Below are 21654 nucleotides of genomic sequence, written 5' to 3'. Positions count from 1 at the left end.
ACTGTCTTGGCGCCGCCCTGCACGCACCCGGCGGAACGGTCTGGGCGCCGCCCGGCGGCCGAGGACCCCGGAGGGCACCGGCTCAGACGCCGACCGTCTCCTCGACCTCCTCCTCGGCCGCCCGCTCCGCCTCCCGTTCCGCCGCCCGCTCGGCCCGCTCGGTCTCCGCCGTGACGGCGGGTGCGGCGCCGGTCCCGGCCTCGGGGCGGACGGCCTCCCGCCGGGTCCGGCGGGTGCGCTCGTACAGGGCGGCGAAGGCGGTGAGCACGAGACCGGCCAGGAGCCAGAGCGCCAGTGTCCAGACGTTGCGCGTGAGGCCGTCGTCGGCGAAGTACAGCAGGCTGCGGACGCTTTCGACGAAGCCGGCGCCGTTCCAGAAGGCGTGCAGGGTGCCGAAGAGCCCGTTCTGCAGCTCGGGCCGGAACAAACCGCCGGAACTCGTGAAGTTCAACATCACGAACAGCACCATCATGGTCAGTGTGGTCCACCGCTTCAGGAAGGTGTGCAGGCCGACACCGATGAAGACGATGCCCGCCGAGTACAGCCAGGCCATGCCCCACACGCCGGCGAGGTCGTGGTGGGCGAGGTGGAACACCGGTCCGGCGAGCAGCGCGCCGATGCCGCTCACCACGGCGGATACACCGAGCGCGAGCAGCGCCCGGACCCGCATCGCGAGGGTCGCCCCCGCGGCGCCGAGCGCGGCGACCGAGGCGTACGAGCCGATGCTCATCGCGATCAGCAGGAAGAACAGGCCCTGGCCGGTGGGGTCGTCGGCGACGGGCCGGGCCACATCGATCACCTTCAGGGGGGCGCCCTGCTCGGCGGCGACCGGCGTGAAGACCTTCTCGACGGCCGTGGCGCCCATGTCGGAAGCGGCGCTTGCCACCAGCAGCTCGGGCGCCTTGGTGCTCGGCACATAGGCGCCGGTCACGTCCCGGGACTTGAGCAGGTGGATGGCGTCGCCGCGGGTGGCGACCGTGCGGACGTCGAGCTTCTCCCCCGCGGTGTCCTTGACCGTCTGCGCGAAGACCTTGGCCTCCGGGGCGCTGCCGACGACGGCGACCGGCAGGTGGTGCGGCTCCGGGGTGACGAAGGCACCCATGTACGCGAGCCCCATGCCCAGGCACATCAGCAGCGGGGTGATCAGGTGCGTGAGCACATGGCGCAGTGCCGGTGACCTCATCGCGGGCGACCTCCAAAGGTTGGCTTATACAACTTTCACTTCAAGTTGTACTATACAACTAGAACGCCGGAGGAGGTATTCCCGTGAGCGCAGCGGAGTCGGCCGTCGAGACGATCCAGCGCGAGATGACCATCTTCGCCCGCCGGGCCCGAGCCTCGGCGGGCCGGATGCACCCCGAACTGTCGCTCGTGTCGTACACCCTGCTCGGCCATCTGGAGGAGAGCGGCGGCTGCCGGGCGACGGACCTGGCGGCGCACTACGCCCTGGACAAGTCCACGGTGAGCCGCCAGGTGGCCGCGCTGGAGCGGGCCGGGCTGATCGAGCGGCGGCTGGACCCGGAGGACCACCGGGTCCAGGTGCTGCATCTGACGGAGGCCGGCCAGGAGATCCTCGCCCAGGTCACGCGCAGCCGCCGGGCCGCGTTCCAGGAGCGGCTCACGGACTGGCCCGAGGAGGATCTGGTGCGGTTCGCGGCCTACCTGGAGCGGTACAACGCCGGGGCGGACGGCACCTCGGAGTGAGGTCCGCCCGGGCTACGGCACCGGCACCGCCGCGCGGCCGTCCGCCAGCCGCTCCGGCGCCCGGACCTCGAGGAACGCCGTCCTGCGGCGCAGCCGGAAGCCGAGGGACTCGTACAGCCGGATGGCACCCGTGTTCTGCGCACCGGTGTGCAGGAACGGCGTCTCGCCACGCTCCCGGATGCCGTGCGCGACCGCGAGGATCAGCCGGGTGGCCAGGCCCTCGCCGCGGAAGCCGGGGTCGGTGCAGACCGCGCTGATCTCGGTCCAGCCGGGCGGGTGCAGCCGCTCCCCCGCCATGGCGACGAGCGCACCGTCGCGCCGGATGCCGAGGTAGGTGCCGAGTTCGACGGTGCGCTGCAGGAACGGCCCCGGCCGGGTGCGCGCCACGAGGTCCAGCATCTCGGGGACGTCCGTCGGGCCGAGCCGGACCGCCTCCGCGTCCGGTGCGGCGGCGAGCCCGTCGTCCACCAGCTGCACGCCCTCCATCCGAAAGGTGATCTCCCAGCCGTCCGGAAGCTCCCCGCGGAAGCCGGGCAGCGGGATCTCGGCTCCCGGTCCGGCCAGTTCGGCGAGGTCCGCCCAGTCCTGCGCCTCCGGCTCCGCGGGCAGGGCCAGCCACGGCGACACATCGACCGGGTAGCGCAGCACCCGGCCGCGCCGCTCGGCGAAGTGGGCGTGCGGCCCGGTCAAGGAGGACCGGGCCGGGTTGTCCAGGACGTGCGGGACGCCGGCGGCGGTCGGTCCGGGGCCGCCCTGGCTGCTCACCACGCTCATGCGGTCACCTCGGTCATGGTCACGGGGGCGTACGCCTGGTGCATCCTCGATCCTCGCTTTCCTCGCCCTGCCGCCGGCGCACCGCAGCCGGCACTGAGCGCCAAGGACCGGCGGCGGGCGGGTATTCCCGGCCCGCGCAGTGTTCACACGGCCGCAACGGGGCGGGCAGCCACCAGGGACGGAGCACCCGGAGCGACAGCGTACGGTTGACGGATGAACGTCACGCGAGGCTTCACGGGCCGCCCGCGCGTCCACAACCCGGGACTGCCGCCCGGGCAGTACGACGCGCGCGACGACTGGCCCGTCCTGTCCGCCGAGGTCACCCCGGACCTCCGGCCCGCCGACTGGACCTTCCGCATCGACGGCCTGGTCGAGCGCCCGCACACCTGGGACTGGGACAGCGCACACGCGCTGCCGGCCTCGGCGTACGACGGTGACATCCACTGTGTGACCGGCTGGTCGAAGTTCGGCGTGCGGTTCGGCGGCGTCTCACTGGACGCCTTCCTCGATGTGGTGCGGCCCCATGAGTCCGCCACCCACGCGATCGCCACCTCCCACACCGGCTACACCGCGAACCTGCCCCTCGCCGACCTCACCGGCGGACGGGCCTGGATCGCCTGGGAGTACGACGGGCAGCCGCTGACGCCCGAGCACGGCGGCCCGGCACGACTGCTGGTGCCCCATCTCTACTTCTGGAAGAGCGCCAAGTGGATCGCGGGCATCACGCTGCTCGACCACGACGAGCCGGGCTTCTGGGAACGCAACGGCTACCACGCGCGCGGCAACCCGTGGGAGGAGCAGCGGTACTCCGGTGACTGAGACGACGACTTCCCTGCCACGGTTCGCGGTGCCCGGGCGCATCGCCGTGAACAGCCGGTCCGCAGCCGCGTGGCAGACCGCCACACTGACGGAGATCCGGCGCGAGACGCCGCACGCGGCCACCTTCCGTCTGGCCGTGCCGGAGTGGGCGGGGCATCTGCCCGGCCAGCATCTGATGCTGCGGCTGACCGCCGAGGACGGCTATGTGGCACAGCGCCACTACTCCATCGCGTCGGCGCCCGACGACTCCGGGCACATCGAGCTGACCCTGGACCGCGTGCCGGACGGCGAGGTCTCCGGCTGGTTCCACACCGTGGCCAGGCCCGGTGACACCATCGAGGTGCGCGGCCCGCTGAGCGGCTTCTTCGCCTGGGCGGGCGACCGGCCCGCACTGCTGCTCGGGGCCGGCTCCGGGGTCGTACCGCTGATGTCCATGATCCGGCACCACCGGGCCGCCGGCCTCACCGTCCCGCTGCGCATGCTGGTGTCCGCGCGCAGTCCGCAGGACCTGATCTACGCATCCGAGCTGGGCGCCGAGACGACGCCGGTGTTCACGCGCAGTGCCCCACCCGGGGCGCCGGTGGGACGTATGGCGGCCGCACACGTGGCCCCGCTCCTGGCCGAGCAGCCCGCCACTGGATGGGAGGCCTATGTGTGCGGCTCCAACGGGTTCGCCGAGCACGCCTCCCGGCTGCTGGTGGCCGCGGGCCAGCCGGTGGACCGCATCCGTATCGAGCGCTTCGGCTGAACACCTCGAGCGCCTTCGCTGAGCACTCCACGCGCCTGCGCCGAGCCCTTCCAACGTCCGGCTGAGCGCCTGGACGGCTCCGGCCGAACACCTCGACCGGTCCGGCCGAGCATCGCGAGCGGTCCGGCCGAGCACCGTGACCGGTCCGGCCGAGCCTCGCGAAGGCTCCGGCTCAGCGCCTCGCGCCGTGCCCTCAGCGGCTTCGTACGCTTCACGTCACCGGCCAGGTCGCGCGACGGGGCAGGGCGCGCGATCGTGGGGCGCGTGGCTCGTGCGTACGCCACGAGGGCTGGAACTCGCGGTTCACGGCATGCGCGAGGTGCGCCGTACGGGGTACGAGACGGGTGTGGACGCTCGCGTGCGTGACGCGCGTGCGTGAGCGGCGGGGGCGGCGGTCCGGGCACACCGGCTCCTCCGGCTCTCCGGCTCCGGCGGTGGCGAGGAGGTGGACATGCGTACCCGGATGCGTGGCTGGCGCTGGCGGCGCAACCCTCTGCGGCGCCGGTCGGATCTGGTGGAGGCATGGACGGTGCTCGTGGTCGCCGTCCTGCTGTTCGTGGTCGCACCGCTGGTCGGGATCGCCGCGGGTCTGCATGCCCACCACAGTGCCCGGGCGCTCGCGGTGGCGCAGCGGGCCGAGCGCCACCAGGTGCACGCCGTGGTGATCGGTGAACCGTCCGAGCGGCCGGCCACCGTCCAGGGCGACCGCGCCCACCCCTATCGCGCCCAGGTCCGCTGGACCGAGCCGGGCAAGGGCCCCCGCACCGCGTGGACCCGGGTGCCGGCCGGGGCGCGGGCCGGTGAACCGGTCACGGTGTGGTTCGACTCCCGGGGGCGCAGCGTCGTCCCGCCGCCGGACGATGCGGCGGTCTGGCAGCACGCGGTCACCATCGGGGTCTGCGCGGCGGCCGGCACGGCGACCGTCGTGTTCCTCGGCCATGTCGTCGAGCGCCGGATCGCATTGCGCCACCGGCTCGCCGAGTGGGAGCGGGAGTGGGCCCGGACGGGACCGCGGTGGAGCCAGCCACGAACGTGACCGGGAAGCGACCCGAACCTCGGGCCTGACCGGGAAGTGACCCGACCACTCGGAGGGCGACCAGCGAACACCGTCGCCCTGAACCAGCCGGAAAGCCCCCCCGCTCCGCGTGACTCTGGCGAGCCATCCGACCGCCCTCGTACGGTGAGACCCGGCACCTCGGTTCGGCACCCGACAGTCTCCCTCCGGCAAAGGCGGTTGCTGATGGCCCTGTTCGACCTGCCCCTGGACGAACTCCGCGCATACCTCAGTGAGTCGACCGCACCCGAGGATTTCGACGCCTTCTGGGGCACGACCCTGCAGCAGGCCCGCGAGCACGAATTGGACGCCCGCTTCGAGCCGGTGGAGAGCGGGCTGTCCACGGTCGAGGTGTACGACGTGACGTTCGCCGGATTCGGTGGTCACCCGGTCAAGGCCTGGCTGCGGCTGCCGGCCGGGGCGGCCGGACCGCTGCCGCTGGTCGTGGAGTTCCTGGGCTACGGCGGCGGGCGCGGTCTGCCGCACGAGAGCCTGCTCTGGGCGTCGACGGGCCGGGCGCACCTCCTGATGGACACCCGCGGACAGGGCAGCGCGTGGGGCGGCGGGGGCGGCACGGCGGACCCGGTGGGCGCCGCGCCCGCGTACCCGGGGTTCATGACGCGGGGCATCGACGCACCCGAGAACTACTACTACCGCCGGGTGTTCACCGATGCCGTACGCGCCGTCGAGGCCGCCCGCTCCCACCCCACGACCGACCCGGCGCGGACCGTGGCGATCGGTTCCAGCCAGGGCGGCGGCATCGCGCTCGCCGTCGGCGGACTGGTCCCGGACCTGGCTGCGGTCGCCCCGGACGTGCCGTTCCTGTGCGACTTCCCGCGCGCGACGACGCTGACGGACCGTCATCCGTACCGGGAGATCGCCCTGTTCCTCAAGACACACCGCGGCCGCGCGGCGGACGTGCTGCGCACGCTGTCCTACTTCGACGGGGTGCACTTCGCGGCCCGTGGCCGGGCCCCCGCCCTGTTCGCGGCGGCTCTGGAGGACCAGACGTGCCCGCCGTCGACCGTGTTCGCGGCGTTCAACGCGTGGGCCCACGAGGACAAGGCCATCGAGGTGTACGAGTTCAACGACCACGAGGGCGGTGGCCCCTTCCACGAGGCCGAGAGGGTGCGCTGGCTGCGGTCGTACGCCTGAGCCCCATCGCCCTGAACCCCATCGCCCTGAGCCCCATCGGCGGCCGGAGCCGCCCTTCCCTCCGGTCCGACCAGTCGGTACGTTCAGGGGCGCCCGGGCCGCAGCACCGCGGCCCGGGTTGCCCGGCGACGACGGAGGCCGCATGTCCGCGCAGGAGACACAGCCGACACCGCAGACCCAGCCGAAGGTCCACGGACACTGCGATCCCCGGTTCGCCGCGGTCCGGGAGGCGTTCGAGGAGAACTTCCGCACGCGGGGTGAACTGGGTGCGGCGGTGGCGGTCACCGTCCGCGGGGAGACGGTGGTGGACCTGTGGGGCGGCTGGGCGGACGCGGCCCGCACCCGGCCTTGGGAGCCGGACACGGTGGTGAACGTGTGGTCCACCACCAAGGGCCCGGTGGCGCTGTGCGCGCACGTCCTCGCCGACCGGGGACAACTCGACTTCGACGCACCGGTGGCCGCGTACTGGCCGGAATTCGCCGCCGCGGGCAAGGACCGGGTGCTCGTACGGCACCTGCTGTCGCACCGGGCCGGGCTCTGCGGGCTGCGCGAGCCGCACTCCCTGGAGGAGTTGTACGACTGGGAGTCGACCACCGCGCGGCTCGCGGCCACGGCGCCGTGGTGGGAGCCGGGCACGCGGTCCGGCTACCACGCGCTGACGTACGGATTCCTGGTCGGTGAAGTCGTGCGCCGGATCTCGGGACTGCTGCCCGGGGCCTTCCTGGAGCGCGAGGTGACCGGGCCGCTCGGGATCGACTTCACCATCGGCCTGCCGGAGCGGGAGTCCGGCCGGGCGGCCGAACTGGTCCATCCGCCGGCTGCGGCGACGAGCGAACAGGCCGCCGTCCGCGGCCAGTTGTCGCCGGCCGCGCTGGCCGCCCTGGCCAACCCCCTGGTCGGGGCGACGGAGGCGAACAGCCCTCGCTGGCGGGCGGCGGAGATCCCCGCGGCCAACGGTCACGGCACCGCACGGGCGATCGCGGCGCTGTACGGCGTCTTCGCCGGCCGTGGCAGCCACGGCGGCCGGCGGATCCTGTCACCGGAGGCGGCGGAGCGGGTGCGCGAGGGGCAGGGAAGCTGCCGCGACCTGGTGCTCGGTGCGGGGTTCGACGGTGAGACCGAGGTCGGGCTCGGTCTGTGGCTGAGCGGGCCCCAGAGGTCGTACGGTCCGAATCCGCGGGCTTTCGGCCATGACGGATTCGGCGGTTCCTGTGGCCTGGCCGACCCGGACGCGGGCGTGTCGCTGGGCTATGCGATGAACCGGATGGGGCCGCACATCGCCAATGATCCACGGAAAACGGCCCTGGTCGACGCCCTGTACCGCGCCCTGTGACCCGGTGCGGCGCCGCCCGGTGACCCAGATCGTGCGGGTGGGTTTCGGCCGAACCGTCAGGCCGCTCTTCCCTCGTGGTTTAGACCAATGCTAATTGTGGTCGCACACCGAACCCGCACGACTACGTCTTGTCACCGACAGGAGGGCGCGGCATGGCCCGCACCACCCCGCACGATCCCTCGCCCAGCGACGACCGGCCCCTGTACGGGCGGATCGCCGCGCTGCTGCTCGACGAACTGCGCGACGGCACCATACCTCCCGGGGAACGGCTCCCGGGCGAGCGGCACCTGGCCGCACACTTCGGGGTCAGCCGGGAGACCGTCCGGCAGGCCCTGGAGGTGCTGCGCCGCGGTGGTCTGGTCGCCACCGACCGGCGGGGCAGCCACGCCACGCTGCCCGGCCGGCCGGTCGAGACGCCGGAGTCGCTCACCTTCCCGGTGGGCGCGCGGCCGGCGGACCTGTGTGCGGTCGACCGGGCCACGGTGACCTGGGAGGCGCCGCCGCCGGACCACGCCCGGGCGCTGGGTCTGGCCCCGCACCGGCCGACGCTGGTGCACCGCTACCAGTCGGTCACGGCCGACGGCCGGTCCCTGCGGACGGCGGTGACGTCGTTCTCGGCGGTGGCTCTGGCCGAGGTGGCAGAGCTGGCCCGCTACCGTGAGCGGGCCGACGGCGCCACGCCCGCACAACTGCGGCGGGCCTACGACTGGATGCGCAAGGCCGGGCTCGCTCTGCACCACCGGGACGCCATCACCCAGGTCGGCGACGCCTCATCGGTGCGGGTGACCCGGCGGGTGCACGATCAGTACGCGCGTCCGCTGGAAGTCACCGACCTGGTGGTGAACTCCGAACAGGACGCCCTGGTCTACGAGTTCACCCTTCCTGCCGCGGGCTGACCTCCGGCGCCCGCGCGCCGGCCCTGCGGGCCGCCACCACCAGCCGGGCGCGCGGGCTGCCGTCGGCTCGCCGGCCGAACTCGGGCAGGACCCGCAGTTCGACCGTGAACCCGGCGCGCGTCAACTCCTCGTGTACGGCGCCGAGTCGGAAAGTCCGGTAGTACATGACGAACGGTGGCCGCCACAGCGCGTTGCGCACCCGCATCACCGTGTCGAAGCCGAGCAGCGTCCAGTAGCCGGGGTGTGCCGGGCCGGGCGGTGCGAACACCGGGAACGCGAACCGGCCCCCGGGCCGCAGCACCGAGTGGACCTGGCCGAAGAGCCCCGGCAGTTCCCGGGGCAGGAAGTGCCCGAACGCCCCGAAGGACACGACGAGATCGAAGGCGGCCGTGAACGGCAGGGCCCGGGCGTCCCCCCGCACCCAGGCGACCCCGGGCCCCCCGGCCGACCGCACACCGCCGTCGGCCGCCCCGGCGGCACCGGCCGACGGCACACCGTCCTGGGCGACCGTGGACGGCCCGGCCGGTCGCACCCGCTCCCGGGCGACGCCGAGCATGCCGGCGCTGAAGTCGACCCCGGTGACGCTGCGCCGGCACAGTCCGGTCAGGGCCTCCGTCCCGGCGCCGGTGCCGCAGCAGAGGTCCAGTCCGTCCTCGAACGGGCCGAGCGGAGCCAGCGCCTTCGCCACCGACTCCAGGACGTGGTCGGGTGTCCGGAAGGGGGTGTGGTCGAACTTCTGGGCCAGCAGGTCGTATCCGTGCTCGACGGACGACAGCGCCTGCACGGCCAGTTCGCGGAGCGTGGGACCTTCGGGACCGAACATGGCGTCAGCCTACGACCACGTGCGGCTGCCCCGGCGGTCCCGGCCGGCGGCAGCCCCGGCACCAGGGCACCGGCCTCGTCCGGCAGCGCGCTGCGGCCCCGACGGTCTCGGCCGGGGTCCCCCGCGAGCCGCCGAGGCGTCCCGCTCTGCCGCTCAGCCGAAGGTGTCGTGGCAGAGCCGCACGATGTCCGGGGCCGCCACTCCGTCGGCCTCGCGGCACAGGTCCCTCATCCCGGTGGTGGGCGTGCGCGGGGCCGGGCGGCGACTGTGCGGCCGACGGTGCGGGCGCGGGTGGCGCGCCAGCGGGCCGGCGGGCGCGGCGCCCCGGGGAGGTGCCGCGGGCGCCGCTCGCTGTCCGGGCCCGGGGCTGTGCCGCGGCGCGGCCACCGGGGGGCGCTCCTTCGGGTGCCCGGCGCCCGTGCGCACGAGCGCCGCGTGTCCGGAGGGCACGGCGTCCGGCGCCGCGGCGGCCGACGCCGTCACCGCCGTGTCCGGTGCGGAGGAGCGCGGCGCAGGGGCGGGGACCGGTACGGGGCCGGAGGTGACGGTGGTGCAGCCGGCGACGCTCATGAGCGCGGCGACCAGCACCAGCGGGGGAAGAAGTCGGCGAGGCACCCGCACACTGTGCTGCACGACGAGCGGTCAGTGCCGCCTCCCAGCGGTACGACCACTCCGACGAGCGATCGGCGGGCACGGACTGGACCCGCGATCGACGCGCACGGACCCGGCCGGCGCTCGGCGCGCACGGACCGGACCAGCGATCGGCGGACGCGAACCAGCCAGTGATCAGCGGACGCGGCCCGCACTCGGGGACGCGGACCGGACCCTCGATCGGCGCGCACGCACCGGACCAGCGATCGGCGGACGCGACCGGACCGCGGAGGCGATGCGGCTGTCCTCACCGCTGCGAGGTGGCCTCGGCATCGGACCGCGCGAGGCCACGCCGTTGCTCCAGGACCGCGAGGATCCGCTCGCACCAGCGCAGGTTCGCCTCCTCGAAGGCGATCCCGCCCATCAGGGTCAGATAGGGCCCGATGCGCTCGGCGGTGCCCAGGAACTCGTCCTCCGTGCGCCCGTCGAGCAGGCGGTCACGCAGCCGGAGATAGCGGTCGAGCTTGCCGCGCGCCCAGCTCATCCGCTCCTCCGTCAGCGCCCGTGTGACGTGCGGGTCGCCGCCGTCCATGGCCTGGATCTTGATGAGCAGTTCGTCGCGAAGGGCGGTCGGCCGCCTGGGCGGCTCCGCTGCGAACGCGCCCAGCTCGGCCCGGCCGGCTCCGGTGAGCGTGAACATCCGCTTGTTGGGCCGTCGTTCCTGCTCCACCGTACGGGCCTGGACCAGCCCGTCCTGCGCGAGGCGCTCCAGTTCGCGGTAGAGCTGCTGCGGGGTGGCGGGCCAGAAGTTGGCGAGCGATGCGTCGAACGCCTTCGACAACTCGTAGCCCGAGGCCTCACCCTCCAGCAGAGCGGCGAGGACGGCGTACCTGAGCGACATGTGGACAGGCTAGCAGGCGTTGATTAATCTCATCCGCACCTATTCAACAAGTTGACTATGCGAGGTGGTCCGCATGCGCGCGTTCCGTGAAGCGGTGGAGGCCCGGGACATGGAGGCCGTCGAGGCGCTGCTGGCCGAGGACGTCGTCTTCACCAGCCCGGTCGTCTTCAAGCCGTACCCCGGCAAGGCGATCACCGCGGCGATCCTGGGGGCCGTGATCGAGGTGTTCGAGGACTTCCGTTACGTCCGGGAGATCGGCGGCCCGGACGCCCGGGATCACGCGCTGGTCTTCCGGGCGAGGGTGGGCGACCGGGAGCTGACCGGCTGCGACTTCCTGCATGTGAACGAGGACGGCCTGATCGACGACTTCATGGTGATGGTCCGTCCGCTGTCGGGCGCGCAGGCCCTGGCCGAGGCCATGGGCGCGCGGTTCGACCAGATCGCGAAGGAGGCGGGGGCGCGGTCGGCCTGAGCGACCGCGCCGCGTCCGGCACGGCGGACGTCAGCCTCGCAGCTGCCGCAGCGTGGCCTTGGTGTCGGACTTCAGCCAGTCGGTGACGTCGGTCAGCGCGGGCGGGTCCTTGTCGTCGTCGTACGAGGAGAGATAGGTGCTGTAGCTCATCAGGTACGTCACCCAGCCGTCCCGGACGGCGAGAGTGGCGTACCGGGACCCGCTGGAGGACCCGCTCGTGGTGTCCTGGCTGACCAGGTAGGCCTCGTCGCCGATGCCCTCGACCGGGTCGACGTCGTAACCCTTGTGGCTGTCCCCGTACCTCTTCCAGGTGGCCGTGAACTCGGGACCCGGGTCGGTCGTCTTGTGCAGGTCCAGCTGGATGGTCAGGTAGGCGTCGGCGTACGACGAGCCGGGCTTCTTCAGGCTCAGGCTGCAGTAACTCTCGTCCAGCGCCTTGTCCCTGAGGGAGGTGCGGGTCGGCGAGGAGTCCTCCTCGGTGTACTCGTCCTTGAAGGACGAGTAGTCGGCGCTGGAACACATGTTGGAGGGCGCCGAGTATCCGCGCAGCTGCGCGCTGTCGCCCGCGCCGCCGACGAGGAAGACACCGGCCGCCCATGCGGCGGAGGCCACGACCGCGCCGACGGCGGCCCACAGCACCGCCCGGCCGGCCCCGCCCCCGGCTGAAGGAGCGGGCGGCACGGGCCCGAAGTGGGGTGCCTGCGCATAGGGATTGCCCGGCTGCGGGCCTCCGGGCCCGGGCTGTCCGACCAGCGTGGGCTGCGCGTAGAAGGCTCCGGCCGGGGGTGACTGCGGGTTCGGGTACGGGTAGGCCGTCGGCTGCGACGGGATGCCCGGTTGCGGCGCGGGCTGCTGGGGGTACTGGGGCTGCTGCGCAGGCTGGTCGGCAGGCTGCGGGGACTGCGGTGGCGTGGACATGCCGCGAAGATAGTACACGTTGGCGGTCAAGTCCCCCGACGTCCGGGATGGTGACGGTCTGCGGACATCTGCTCCATGTCCGTGACGAAGGGTACGCGGTTCAGGACCCGAGCGGTGCGAGCCGTACGGGCAGACTCCGTACGCTGTTGCCGACGAACCCCGCATGTGGCGCCAGGTCCTCCTCGGACACGGCGAGTTCGAGTGCGGGGAAGCGGGTGAAGAGCCGTTCGAGAGCGACGGTGGCCTCCAGCCGGGCCAGCGGTGCGCCCAGGCAGTAGTGCGCGCCGTGCCCGAGGGAGAGGTGGCGCGCGGCACCGGGCCGACCGGGGCGGCCGAGGTCGAAGCGGTCGGCGGCCGGTCCGTGGGCCTCCGGGTCGCGGCCGGCGGTGGAGTAACCGGCGAGCACGGGAGTGCCGGCCGGGAGGAGCGTTCCGGCGACGGTCAGGTCCCGCACGGGGTAGCGGAACGGGAAGTAGCTGACCGGCGCGTCCCAGCGCAGGGTCTCCTCGACCACGTCCGCCCAGCTCGCCCCGCCCGCGCGCACCACGGCGAGCTGCTCGGGGTGCGCGCACAGGGCGCGTACGGCGTTGGTGATCAGGTTGAGGGTGGTCTCGTGCCCGGCGATGATCATCAGCAGCAGGGTGCCGATCAGCTCCTGCGGGCCGAGCCGGTCGCCGCCCTCGTCCCAGGCGGTGATGAGCGCGCTGGTGAGGTCGTCACCGGGGTGTGCGGTCCTGGCGGCGACGATCTCCCCCAGGACCGCGACGAGTTCACGGTTGGCGGCGACGGCCTCGGCGGGTCCGGTGTCGGTGGCCACGACCAGACCGCTGAGGTGGTGCAGCCGGGCACGGAACTCGGCACCGACGCCCAGGAGTTCGCAGATCACGCTCATCGGCAGGGGCAGGGCGAAGTGCCGCCGCAGATCGGCGGATCCGTCGGCAGCAGCGGCGCGCGCCAGGTCGTCGAGCAGTGTATCGGTCAACTCCTCGACGTGCGGCCGGAGTTCCGCCACCCGGCGCGGCGTGAAGGCGCTGCTGACGAGGGACCGCAGCCGCCGGTGGTCGGCTCCGTCGGCGGTGGTCATGCCGGGAACGGTGGCGAACGTCAGCAGCGGCCAGCCCTCGGCGATCCTGCCCTCCTGCAGGGCCGTGAAGTGCCGGGCGTTCTTGGCGACGTCGGGATGCTGCAGGAACTCCTTCAACGCCTCGTGCCCGAGTACGGCCATGCCCTCGATCCCGCCGGGCAGTTCGACCGGGACCACGGCACCCCGGGCGAGCAGTCGCGCGTTGGCGGCGTGCGGGCAGCCACCGGCAGGGTCCAGGCGGTGCGGTGTGCGGGCGGGCGTGGTCTCCACCGGATTCTCCTGACACTCCCCTGACAAGACGGTCGATCGTAGGCTCACCCGTGGGATTCCGGCAGGGGGTTCTCCGTCGGGCCTCGTCCAGGGCCTGTCGCGCGCCCGCCTCTCCTCCCCCGGGAACATTCCTGTCCCCCGCCTTGTTCTGTGCGGTTGCGGACAGGTCACCGCCACGGGTGGTACTCTGCCGTCAGCACTCGTGTACGCCCCTCGTGGGCGCCGGTGCCAGTTTCTCCCTCTCCGGCTGATCCGCTCGCCGTCTCCCGATTGTCCGGCTCCCGGCGCGTCAGCTTCTCAACACCACCTCGTCACGGCCCTCCGCGCCGTACCCGAGGTGCCGTTCCCGCCGCCCGGAGGCAGCCGTACGCGCCTCCCGTTCGCGGCCTCTCCCCCCTGCTCTGCTCTCATCCGGTCCGCGAAAGGACTCGCATCGATGACCACCACACTCGAACACTCCGCCAGGGTCTCGCAGGCCCCGGCCGCCCCGCCGATCACCGGTGTCCTCGACATCGACGCGCACGGGAAGGGGCATCTGAGGGCCGCGAGCCTTCTCCCTTCGCCCGCCGACCCGCAGCTCGCACCGGCGCTGATCCGCCGCCACGGACTGCGCAGGGGCGACCTGGTGGAAGGCGTCCGGGGCGCGCAGCGCGCACTGACCGAGGTCGCGCGCGTCGAAGGACGTGCCCTCGGGGACCTCCGCTCCCGACGGCACTTTCGCGACCTCACCCCGCTCCACCCGCACCGGCGCATCCGCCTCGAACACCCCGCGGCCGGCCTGGCCGGGCGCGTCACGGATCTGCTCGCACCCGTCGGCAGGGGCCAGCGCGGGCTCATCGTGGCACCGCCGAAGAGCGGCAAGACCGTACTGCTCCAGCAGCTGGCCGCCGCCGTGGCCGGCAACCACCCCGAGTGCCGCCTGATGGTCCTGCTGCTGGACGAGCGGCCCGAGGAGGTCACCGAGATGCGCCGCTCGGTGCGCGGCGAGGTGTACGCCTCCACCTTCGACCGGTCGCCCAAGGAGCACATCGCCCTCGCCGACCTCGTCGTGGAGCGGGCCAAGCGCCTGGTGGAGGCCGGTGAGGACGTCGTCGTCCTGCTGGACTCGCTGACCAGGCTGTGCCGGGCCCACAACAACGCCTCCGCGGCCGGCGGCCGTACCCTGAGCGGCGGTGTGGACGCCGGCGCGCTGATCGGCCCGAAGCGGTTCTTCGGTGCCGCACGGCAGGCCGAGGAGGGCGGCTCGCTCACCATCCTCGCCACCGTCCTGGTGGACACCGGCTCCCGCGCCGACGGCTACTTCTTCGAGGAGCTGAAGAGCACGGGCAACATGGAACTGCGTCTGGACCGCGAGCCCGCCGCCCGCCGTGTCTTCCCTGCCGTGGACATCGACGCCACGGGCACCCGCCGCGAGGAACTGCTCCTCCCCGCCTCCGAGTTGCCGGCCGTGCACGGTCTGCGCCGCGCCCTGCGCTCCCGTGAGGCCGGACCGGCCGCCCTGGAGACCCTCCTGGACCGGCTGCGGGCCACCCCCGACAACGCCACGTTCCTGCGGCAGATCCGGCCCACGCTGCCGGCCGGCTGACACCGGGCCGCCGGACGGGCCGGGGTGCGGCATCCGGGTTGCTCCGGTGGGCCGAACGGCCCGGCCAGCATGGCCTCCGGGGACCTCGTTCGTACGTTGATCATATGATCACCGGATTCTCTTATCGCGCGGCTGTGTCGGCCTGCTCCCTGTGCGTGGCCGGTCTGCTGGTGCTCACGCCGGCCGCTGCCGCCGCCGGATCCCGCACCAGGGAGCCCGCACCGCCGCGGCCAGGAGCATCGACGCCCGGGCCCTCCCTGCTCTACCACTCCGGCATCCAGGTCCGGCCGCACCGGGGCGCTCCGGGCCTGCCGGACCTCTCGGCGCTGTCGTGGCTCGTCGCAGACGCTGGCAGTGGCGAGGTGCTGGCGGCGAACGACGCCCACCGCAGGCTGCCGCCCGCCAGCACCTTGAAGACCCTGTTCGCGCTCACCGTGCTGCCGACCCTGCCCGGCAGCATGCAGCACACCGTGCGGTACGAGGAACTCGCGGACGTCGGCGAGGGCAGCAGCCTGGTCGGCGTCGAGGAGGGGCACACCTACCGGGTGGCCGACCTGTGGCGCGGGGTCTTCCTCAGCTCCGGCAACGACGCCGTGCACGTCCTCGCCGCCCTCAACGGCGGCTGGGACACCACGGTCACCCGCATGCAGAAGGAGGCCCGCTCCCTCGGCGCCCTGGACACCCATGTCGTCTCCCCGGACGGCTACGACGCCCCCGGCCAGGTGTCCTCCGCCTACGACCTCGCGGTCTTCGGCCGGGCGGGGCTGGCCAACCCCGACTTCGCCTCCTACTGCGCCACCGCCGTGGCCGACTTCCCCGGTGACGGATCGCCGTATGCCATCGAGAACACCAACCGGCTGCTCACCGGCGAGGACGGCGTGGCGCCGTACCCGGGGCTCATCGGCATCAAGAACGGCTACACCAGCGACGCGGGGAACACGCTGGTGGCCGCGGCACGCCGGGGCGGGCGCACCCTCGTGGTGAGCGTGCTGAACCCTCAGGCAGGCGGCGGACTCACCGTGTACGAGGAGGCGCGCGCCCTGCTCGACTGGGGCTTCGCCGCGGACGGGCAGGTGGATCCCGTCGGCTCGCTGGACGGGCTGCGCTCGTCCCCCGCACCGGCGTCCGCCACACCGATCGCGGTGGCCTCGGCCGCCGAGGGCGACTCGGACTGGTCCGGCACCGCCGTCGTCGCGGGGCTCTCCGGGCTCGGCGCGGGAGCCGTGGCGCTGGCGTTGCGGGCCAAGGGCGGCCGGGCCCCGCGCGACTGACCCACCGGCAGGGCGATCAGCAGGCCGAGCGCGATCCAGGTGTAGAGGTTGCTGCCGAGGAAGCCGTCGAGACCGGAGGCGTCGTCGAACCACAGCCACACCACGCTGGTGCACAGCACCGCGTACAGGGCCCCGGCGATCCGCCGGCGACCTGCGCGCAGCAGCACCGCGAAGGACGGCAGCAGCCAGACCAGATGGTGCACCCAGGTGATCGGGCTGACCAGGCAGGCCGCCGCGCCGGTGAGCGCGAACGCCGCCGTCCAGTCACCGGCGGCGACCGCCCGGCGGCTGCGCCACGCCCACACGGACAGGGTGAGCAGCACCGCCGTCGCCCACAGGGGGCGGCCGGTATCGCCGAGGCGTGCCAGCACGCCTTGCAGCGACTGGTTCGACACGTAGTCGAGGCGGCCCACCCGGCCGGTGTCCCAGAGCGCCTCCGTCCAGTAGAAGCGGGAGGCCGCGGGGTCCGCCCAGGCGGCCAGCGCGGTCGCGGCGGCGGCGACCACCGTGGCGGTGCCGGCCGCGCGCCGGCGCCCGGCGAGCAGCAGCAGCCCGATGAACAGGGCGGGCGTGAGCTTGACGGCGGCGGCGATCCCGATGCCGGCTCCCGCCCAGCGGCCCCGGCCGGTGGCCAGCAGCCGGCAGTCGACGAGGACCAGGGCGAGCAGCACCAGGTTCACCTGGCCGAAACTGAAGGTGTCCCGCAGCGGTTCGAACAGGGCGAGCAGGCACAGGAGCAACGCCCACCGGTACCAGCCGTGGCGTCGCCGGTCCGGCCCGGCCAGGATCCGCAGAACCGTGGCGAGCGCGGCCAGGTTCACCAGCAGGGACGCCGCGATCGCGGAGGTCCGGCCGAGCAGGGCCAGCGGCAGCATGCCGACCGCGGCGAACGGCGGGTAGGTGAAGCCGTACGAGGTGCCCGGGACCCGGTAGTCGTAGATCAGGCCGCCGTGGTGCACCCAGGTGTGCACGGTGCCGTAGTACACCCGCAGATCGAAGAAGCCGCGCAGCAGCGGCACGGTCGCCGTGAACACGGTCACCACGGCCACGAGCAGGAGGACCAGCAGCAGCCGGCCCCGGTCCGTGCGCGGCCCCAGCGGCGCCAGGCGCCCGGGCAGCCCCGGCCCTCCCCGCAGCCTCGTCATGCCGTGCGTCCCGGGGCCGGGGCCTGGGCCGCCTGGTGGGCCTGCCACAGGACGATCACGCCGAGCACCCCGCCGGAGACCGCGAGGACCAGCTGACCGAGGTCGGCCGGGCCGCCGCTGGGCAGGACGGCGAGGGCGAGCACCCCGGCCAGGGCGGCCACCCGGTGCCGTACCGAGGTGCTGGGGGCGGCCGCGGCGATGAGGAACAGCCCCCACAGCACGTACCAGGGCCGTATCGCCGGGCCCAGGACGGCCACCGCGAGCAGGCTCAGGCCCAGCGCGTACACCGGCCGGGGGCGCAGCCGCAGCCATATCAGCAGCACGGCCACGGCGGTGGCCGTGAGTCCGAACAGATGCCAGGCCGGGACGGCGAACGGGGCCAGCCCGCTGCCGAGATGCGCCAGGACGGCGCCGGTGGCCCGGCCGAGCAGGCTGGTCAGGGCCCAGTTGTGGGACGAGACAGGGGTGTCCAGGGCGCCGATCCAGCCGTAGCCGGTGCCGGCGACGGCGGTCGCGGCGACCGTCGTCGCGGCGGAGGCGGCGGCCGTGGTCAGGACGGCCGGCAGCGGTCGGCGGCCGGAGCGGACCTGCAGGGCGACGACGGCCAGGAGGCCGAGCGCCGCAGGTGCCTTGACCAGGGCGGCGAGCGTGACGAGGACCGCGCCGACGCCTGGCCGGCGGCCCCGCGCGGCGACCAGGCCGAGCCCCAGCAGCCCGAGCATGAGGGCGTCGTTGTGGGCGCCCGCGACCAGGTGCAGCAGCACGAGCGGGTTCAGGGCACCGAGCCACAGCGCGGCGGCCGGGTCGGCGCCGCTGTGCCGGGCGAGCCGGGGCAGCGCCACCGCCATGAGGGCCACGCCGAGCAGGGCGACCAGGCGCATGCCGAGCAGGCCCGCGGGCAGTTCGCCGCGGGTCAGCCCGGACAGCGCGGAGGCCAGGGCCAGGAAGGCCGGGCCGTACGGGGCGCCGGTCTGCCGCCACATCGGGGCGACCTCGTCGGCGAGCGGGCCGCCGAGCTGGGCCGGTCCGTCGGCGTAGACGTCCATGTGGGCGTCGACCATGGCGCCCTGCGCGAGGTAGCTGTAGACGTCCCTGCTGAACAACGGCGGGGCGAGCAGCAACGGGGCCGTCCACACGGCCAGTACGAGCAGCAGGGCCCGCGGAGTGGGCGGCTGCGGTCCGCGCACGAGGCGGCCGAGCAGCACCCAGGCCGCTATCAGCAGGACGACCCCGAAGTAGACCCCGACCAGGCCGAGCGCCGCCTGCACCGACGCGGGTGCCAGGAGGTCCCGGACGGGGAGAGCACCGGCCGTCTCCCCGCCGAGCGCGAGAAAGGCGGTGCCTGCCAGCCCCAGCACTTGGCAGGAGCGGAGATCGACGGGAAATGCCATGGCCAACACTGGCTCAGCGTGTCAACGCCGGGTGGCCGGAAGGCGACCACGGCCCTGCCGGGCGGGGGCCGCCATGTGACCGGCGCGTGGTGTGATCCCGGCCGGATGCCGGCTGCCGGTCCGTCGTGGCTGGTCGCGCCGTGCGGCGGGGCTGCCGGCCGGCGCGGCCCCGCGTCCTGGGCCGGCTCCCCTGGTCTGTGGCGGAAGGTGATGGCCCTCAGAACACCGAGAGGCCGGTGAGGGTGGTGAAACGGTCCAGGGCCGCCACGCCGGCGACCGAGTTGCCGCGTTCGTCGAGGCCCGGGCTCCACACGCACAGGGTGCACCGGCCGGGTACGACCGCGATGATGCCGCCGCCGACCCCGCTCTTGCCGGGCAGTCCGACCCGGTAGGCGAAGTCGCCGGCCGCGTCGTACGTGCCGCACGTGAGCATGACCGCGTTGACCTGCTTGGCCTGGCTGCGGGTGAGCAGCCGGCTGCCGTCGGCGCGGATGCCGTGCCGGGCGAGGAAGCCCGTGGCGAGTGCCAGGTCGGCGCAGGAGGCCGTGATGGAGCACTGCCGGAAGTACTGGTCGAGCAGGACCGGCACGTCGTTGTCGATGTTGCCGTACGACGCCATGAAGTGGGCGAGGGCGGCATTGCGGTCGCCGTGGGCGGTCTCGGAGGCGGCGACCTCCTTGTCGAAATCGAGGCCGGTGTTGCCGCTCTCGGCGCGCAGGAAGGCCAGCAGCTCACCGGCCGCGTCTCCGGTCCGGGTCTGCAGGCGGTCGGTGACGACGAGGGCGCCCGCGTTGATGAAAGGATTCCGCGGGATGCCGTTCTCGTACTCCAGCTGCACCAGGGAGTTGAACGGGTTGCCGGAGGGCTCGCGGCCCACGTGCTCCCATAGTTCGTCGCCCTCGCGGGCCAGGTCCAGGGCGAGGGTGAAGACCTTGGTGACGGACTGCGTGGAGAACGGCTGCCGCCACTCCCCCACCCCGTACACCGTGCCGTCCAGCTCGGCGACGGCCATGCCGAAGCTGCGCGGATCACAGGCCGCGAGGGCCGGGATGTAGTCGGCGGGACGGCCGCGCCCGGGCGTGCGGCTGATCTCCTCGGCGATGCGCTCCAGGACCGGCAGGAAGGTGAGGGACGACGTCGTTGTCATGATCACCATTGTGCCTCCCGGCCGGCCCCGAAGCGTAGTCGTGCCGGTGTCGCCGCAGGTCAGGCGGCCGGTGCCCCGCTGCCCGCGACGATCTCCGGGCGCAGCAGGTCGGCGAGCCTCTCGGCGGGCAGCAGGCCCTTCTCCAGCACCAGTTCGGCCACGCCCCGGCCGGTGACGAGGGCTTCCTTGGCGATGTCGGTCGCGGCCGTGTAGCCGATGTGCGGGTTGAGCGCGGTGACCAGGCCGATGGAGTTCTCGACACTGGCCCGCAGCCGCTCGGTGTTGGCGGTGATGCCGGACACGCAGCGCTCGGCCAGCGTGCGGCAGGCGCTCTGCAGATGCGTGATGGACTCCGACAGGGAGTGCAGGATGATCGGCTCGAACGCGTTGAGCTGGAGCTGCCCGGCCTCGGCGGCCATCGTGATGGCGACGTCGTTGCCGATCACCTCGAAGGCGACCTGGTTGACCACCTCAGGGATGACCGGGTTGACCTTGCCCGGCATGATCGACGAACCGGCCTGCACGGGCGGCAGGTTGATCTCGCCGAGGCCCGCGCGCGGACCGGAGGACAGCAGCCGCAGGTCGTTGCAGCTCTTGGAGAGCTTGACCGCGATCCGCTTGAGCACGCCGGACATCTGCACGAAGGCACCGCAGTCCTGGGTGGCCTCGACCAGGTTGGCGGCCGTCACCAGGTGCAGTCCGGTGATGGCGGACAGGTGGCGGCGAGCGGCCTCGGCGTAGCCGGCGGGCGCGTTGAGGCCGGTACCGATGGCCGTGGCGCCGAGGTTGATCTCATGGATCAGCTCGACGGCCTCGGCAAGACGGCTGCGGTCCTCCTCGATCATGACGGCGAATGCGGAGAACTCCTGACCGAGCGTCATCGGTACCGCATCCTGCAACTGTGTACGGCCCATCTTGAGCACGTCACGGAACTCGACGGCCTTACCGGCGAAGGAGTCCTGCAGTACGGACATCGCCCTGAGCAGTCCACGTACCGCGAACACCGTCGCCACCTTGACGGCGGTCGGGTAGACGTCGTTGGTCGACTGGCCGAGATTGACGTCCTCGTTGGGGTGCAGATGGGCGTACTCGCCCTTGGCATGGCCGAGCAGTTCCAGCGCGCGGTTCGCCACGACCTCGTTGGCGTTCATGTTCGTGGAGGTGCCGGCACCGCCCTGGATCACGTCCACGACGAACTGGTCGTGCAGCTTGCCGGCCCGGATCTCCCGGCAGGCGGCGACGATCGCGGCGGCCTTCTCCGGCTGCAGCAGACCGAGTTCCTCGTTGGCGAGGGCGGCGGCCTCCTTGACGGCGGCCAGGGCGTCGATCAGGTGCGGGTAGGCGGAGATCGGGGTGCCGGTGATGGGGAAGTTCTCGCTCGCGCGCAGGGTGTGGATGCCCCAGTACGCGTCGGCGGGGACGTCGCGGTCGCCGAGCAGGTCGTGTTCGCAGCGAGTGGCGGCGGTCATGGGGGTAGGGGTCCTCTTTCTGAGGTACGGAGGTGAGAGCGCCCCGAACAGGGGCGCGGGGAGTTGCGCCGGTCACGAACGGCCCGTGGACCGGTGACGGCCGG

At 73.2% G+C, this 21654-nt stretch carries 20 protein-coding genes and 1 pseudogene; 10 read left to right on the top strand and 11 right to left on the bottom strand.

Annotation, left to right across the window (positions count from 1 at the left end; translation table 11 throughout):
• Nucleotides 1-82 precede the first annotated feature (82 nt).
• The gene (locus ACZ4SF_RS28685) at nt 83-1183 is read right to left on the bottom strand and encodes a hypothetical protein (RefSeq protein WP_468389658.1); all 1101 of its coding nucleotides are present in this window, start codon (nt 1181-1183) and stop codon (nt 83-85) included.
• Nucleotides 1184-1308: 125 nt separating this feature from the next.
• Here ACZ4SF_RS28685 and ACZ4SF_RS28680 point away from each other — a divergent pair, with 125 nt between their 5' ends.
• Nucleotides 1309-1704, top strand: coding sequence for a MarR family winged helix-turn-helix transcriptional regulator (locus tag ACZ4SF_RS28680; protein WP_468390111.1), 396 nt, complete (start codon nt 1309-1311; stop codon nt 1702-1704).
• Nucleotides 1705-1716: 12 nt separating this feature from the next.
• Here ACZ4SF_RS28680 and ACZ4SF_RS28675 read toward each other — a convergent pair whose 3' ends face one another.
• The gene (locus ACZ4SF_RS28675; protein ID WP_468389655.1) at nt 1717-2478 is read right to left on the bottom strand and encodes a GNAT family N-acetyltransferase; all 762 of its coding nucleotides are present in this window, start codon (nt 2476-2478) and stop codon (nt 1717-1719) included.
• Between the two features lie 213 nt (nt 2479-2691).
• Between ACZ4SF_RS28675 and ACZ4SF_RS28670 the strand changes: the two genes are divergently transcribed.
• The 6 genes from ACZ4SF_RS28670 (at nt 2692) to ACZ4SF_RS28645 (ending at nt 8483) form a co-directional block, all read left to right on the top strand.
• Nucleotides 2692-3297, top strand: a complete 606-nt coding sequence (locus ACZ4SF_RS28670) for a sulfite oxidase-like oxidoreductase (protein ID WP_468389652.1) — start codon at nt 2692-2694, stop codon at nt 3295-3297.
• Nucleotides 3290-4045 (top strand): ferredoxin reductase, encoded by a 756-nt coding sequence (locus tag ACZ4SF_RS28665; RefSeq protein ID WP_468389649.1) that lies wholly within the window; start codon nt 3290-3292, stop codon nt 4043-4045. Before ACZ4SF_RS28670 ends, ACZ4SF_RS28665 begins: the two co-directional genes overlap by 8 nt.
• 451 nt (nt 4046-4496) lie before the next feature.
• Nucleotides 4497-5081 (top strand): Rv1733c family protein, encoded by a 585-nt coding sequence (locus tag ACZ4SF_RS28660; RefSeq protein WP_468389646.1) that lies wholly within the window; start codon nt 4497-4499, stop codon nt 5079-5081.
• Between the two features lie 204 nt (nt 5082-5285).
• Nucleotides 5286-6254, top strand: coding sequence for an acetylxylan esterase (locus ACZ4SF_RS28655; RefSeq protein ID WP_468389643.1), 969 nt, complete (start codon nt 5286-5288; stop codon nt 6252-6254).
• A 142-nt stretch (nt 6255-6396) separates the two neighbouring features.
• Nucleotides 6397-7587 (top strand): serine hydrolase domain-containing protein, encoded by a 1191-nt coding sequence (locus ACZ4SF_RS28650; RefSeq protein ID WP_468389640.1) that lies wholly within the window; start codon nt 6397-6399, stop codon nt 7585-7587.
• A 152-nt stretch (nt 7588-7739) separates the two neighbouring features.
• The gene (locus ACZ4SF_RS28645; protein ID WP_468389637.1) at nt 7740-8483 is read left to right on the top strand and encodes a GntR family transcriptional regulator; all 744 of its coding nucleotides are present in this window, start codon (nt 7740-7742) and stop codon (nt 8481-8483) included.
• Here the strand turns inward: ACZ4SF_RS28645 and ACZ4SF_RS28640 are convergent.
• The 3 genes from ACZ4SF_RS28640 to ACZ4SF_RS28630 all read right to left on the bottom strand — a co-directional run bounded on the left by ACZ4SF_RS28640 (nt 8461) and on the right by ACZ4SF_RS28630 (nt 10798).
• A complete protein-coding gene (locus ACZ4SF_RS28640) occupies nt 8461-9306 on the bottom strand; it encodes a class I SAM-dependent methyltransferase (protein WP_468389634.1) in 846 nt (281 codons plus the stop codon). The two genes, ACZ4SF_RS28645 and ACZ4SF_RS28640, sit on opposite strands and share 23 nt — an antisense overlap.
• Nucleotides 9307-9459: 153 nt before the next feature.
• Nucleotides 9460-9921, bottom strand: coding sequence for a hypothetical protein (locus ACZ4SF_RS28635; RefSeq protein WP_468389631.1), 462 nt, complete (start codon nt 9919-9921; stop codon nt 9460-9462).
• 283 nt (nt 9922-10204) lie between these two features.
• On the bottom strand, nt 10205-10798 hold the full coding sequence (locus ACZ4SF_RS28630; RefSeq protein ID WP_468389628.1) for a PadR family transcriptional regulator: 594 nt from the start codon (nt 10796-10798) through the stop codon (nt 10205-10207).
• Between the two features lie 73 nt (nt 10799-10871).
• On the opposite strand from ACZ4SF_RS28630, the gene ACZ4SF_RS28625 reads away from it, so the two are divergent.
• A complete protein-coding gene (locus ACZ4SF_RS28625) occupies nt 10872-11270 on the top strand; it encodes a nuclear transport factor 2 family protein (protein WP_468389625.1) in 399 nt (132 codons plus the stop codon).
• Nucleotides 11271-11300: 30 nt separating this feature from the next.
• Here the strand turns inward: ACZ4SF_RS28625 and ACZ4SF_RS28620 are convergent, their stop codons facing one another.
• Together ACZ4SF_RS28620 and ACZ4SF_RS28615 are read right to left on the bottom strand one after the other, a co-directional pair.
• Nucleotides 11301-12188 carry a hypothetical protein gene (locus ACZ4SF_RS28620; RefSeq protein WP_468389622.1) on the bottom strand — a complete coding sequence of 296 codons (888 nt, stop codon included), beginning with the start codon at nt 12186-12188 and terminating at the stop codon, nt 11301-11303.
• A gap of 100 nt (nt 12189-12288) precedes the next feature.
• Nucleotides 12289-13542 carry a cytochrome P450 family protein gene (locus tag ACZ4SF_RS28615; protein ID WP_468389619.1) on the bottom strand — a complete coding sequence of 418 codons (1254 nt, stop codon included), beginning with the start codon at nt 13540-13542 and terminating at the stop codon, nt 12289-12291.
• 436 nt (nt 13543-13978) lie between these two features.
• Between ACZ4SF_RS28615 and rho the strand changes: the two genes are divergently transcribed.
• Both rho and ACZ4SF_RS28605 read left to right on the top strand, forming a co-directional pair.
• Entirely contained in the window at nt 13979-15127 is a 1149-nt protein-coding gene (rho, locus tag ACZ4SF_RS28610) for a transcription termination factor Rho (RefSeq protein ID WP_468389617.1), read from the top strand.
• A 104-nt stretch (nt 15128-15231) separates the two neighbouring features.
• A pseudogene (locus ACZ4SF_RS28605) lies at nt 15232-16065 on the top strand (D-alanyl-D-alanine carboxypeptidase family protein); the annotation flags it as partial.
• Nucleotides 16066-16124: 59 nt separating this feature from the next.
• Here ACZ4SF_RS28605 and ACZ4SF_RS28600 read toward each other — a convergent pair.
• From ACZ4SF_RS28600 to aspA, 4 genes are all read right to left on the bottom strand, one after another.
• Nucleotides 16125-17543 carry a glycosyltransferase 87 family protein gene (locus ACZ4SF_RS28600; protein WP_468389614.1) on the bottom strand — a complete coding sequence of 473 codons (1419 nt, stop codon included), beginning with the start codon at nt 17541-17543 and terminating at the stop codon, nt 16125-16127.
• Nucleotides 17540-18934: a polyprenol phosphomannose-dependent alpha 1,6 mannosyltransferase MptB gene (mptB, locus tag ACZ4SF_RS28595; protein WP_468389611.1), complete on the bottom strand. Its 1395-nt coding sequence runs from the start codon at nt 18932-18934 to the stop codon at nt 17540-17542. Before mptB ends, ACZ4SF_RS28600 begins: the two co-directional genes overlap by 4 nt.
• A 217-nt stretch (nt 18935-19151) precedes the next feature.
• Nucleotides 19152-20090: a glutaminase gene (locus tag ACZ4SF_RS28590; RefSeq protein WP_468389608.1), complete on the bottom strand. Its 939-nt coding sequence runs from the start codon at nt 20088-20090 to the stop codon at nt 19152-19154.
• Between the two features lie 50 nt (nt 20091-20140).
• Complete coding sequence (aspA, locus tag ACZ4SF_RS28585; RefSeq protein ID WP_468389605.1) at nt 20141-21550, bottom strand: aspartate ammonia-lyase; 1410 nt, start codon at nt 21548-21550, stop codon at nt 20141-20143.
• Between the last annotated feature and the right edge of the window lie 104 nt (nt 21551-21654).

Source organism: Streptomyces sp. NPDC027663 (assembly GCF_055566415.1).
Note: the sequence above shows the minus strand (reverse complement) of the source record. Positions and strands in the feature narration are given on the sequence as shown.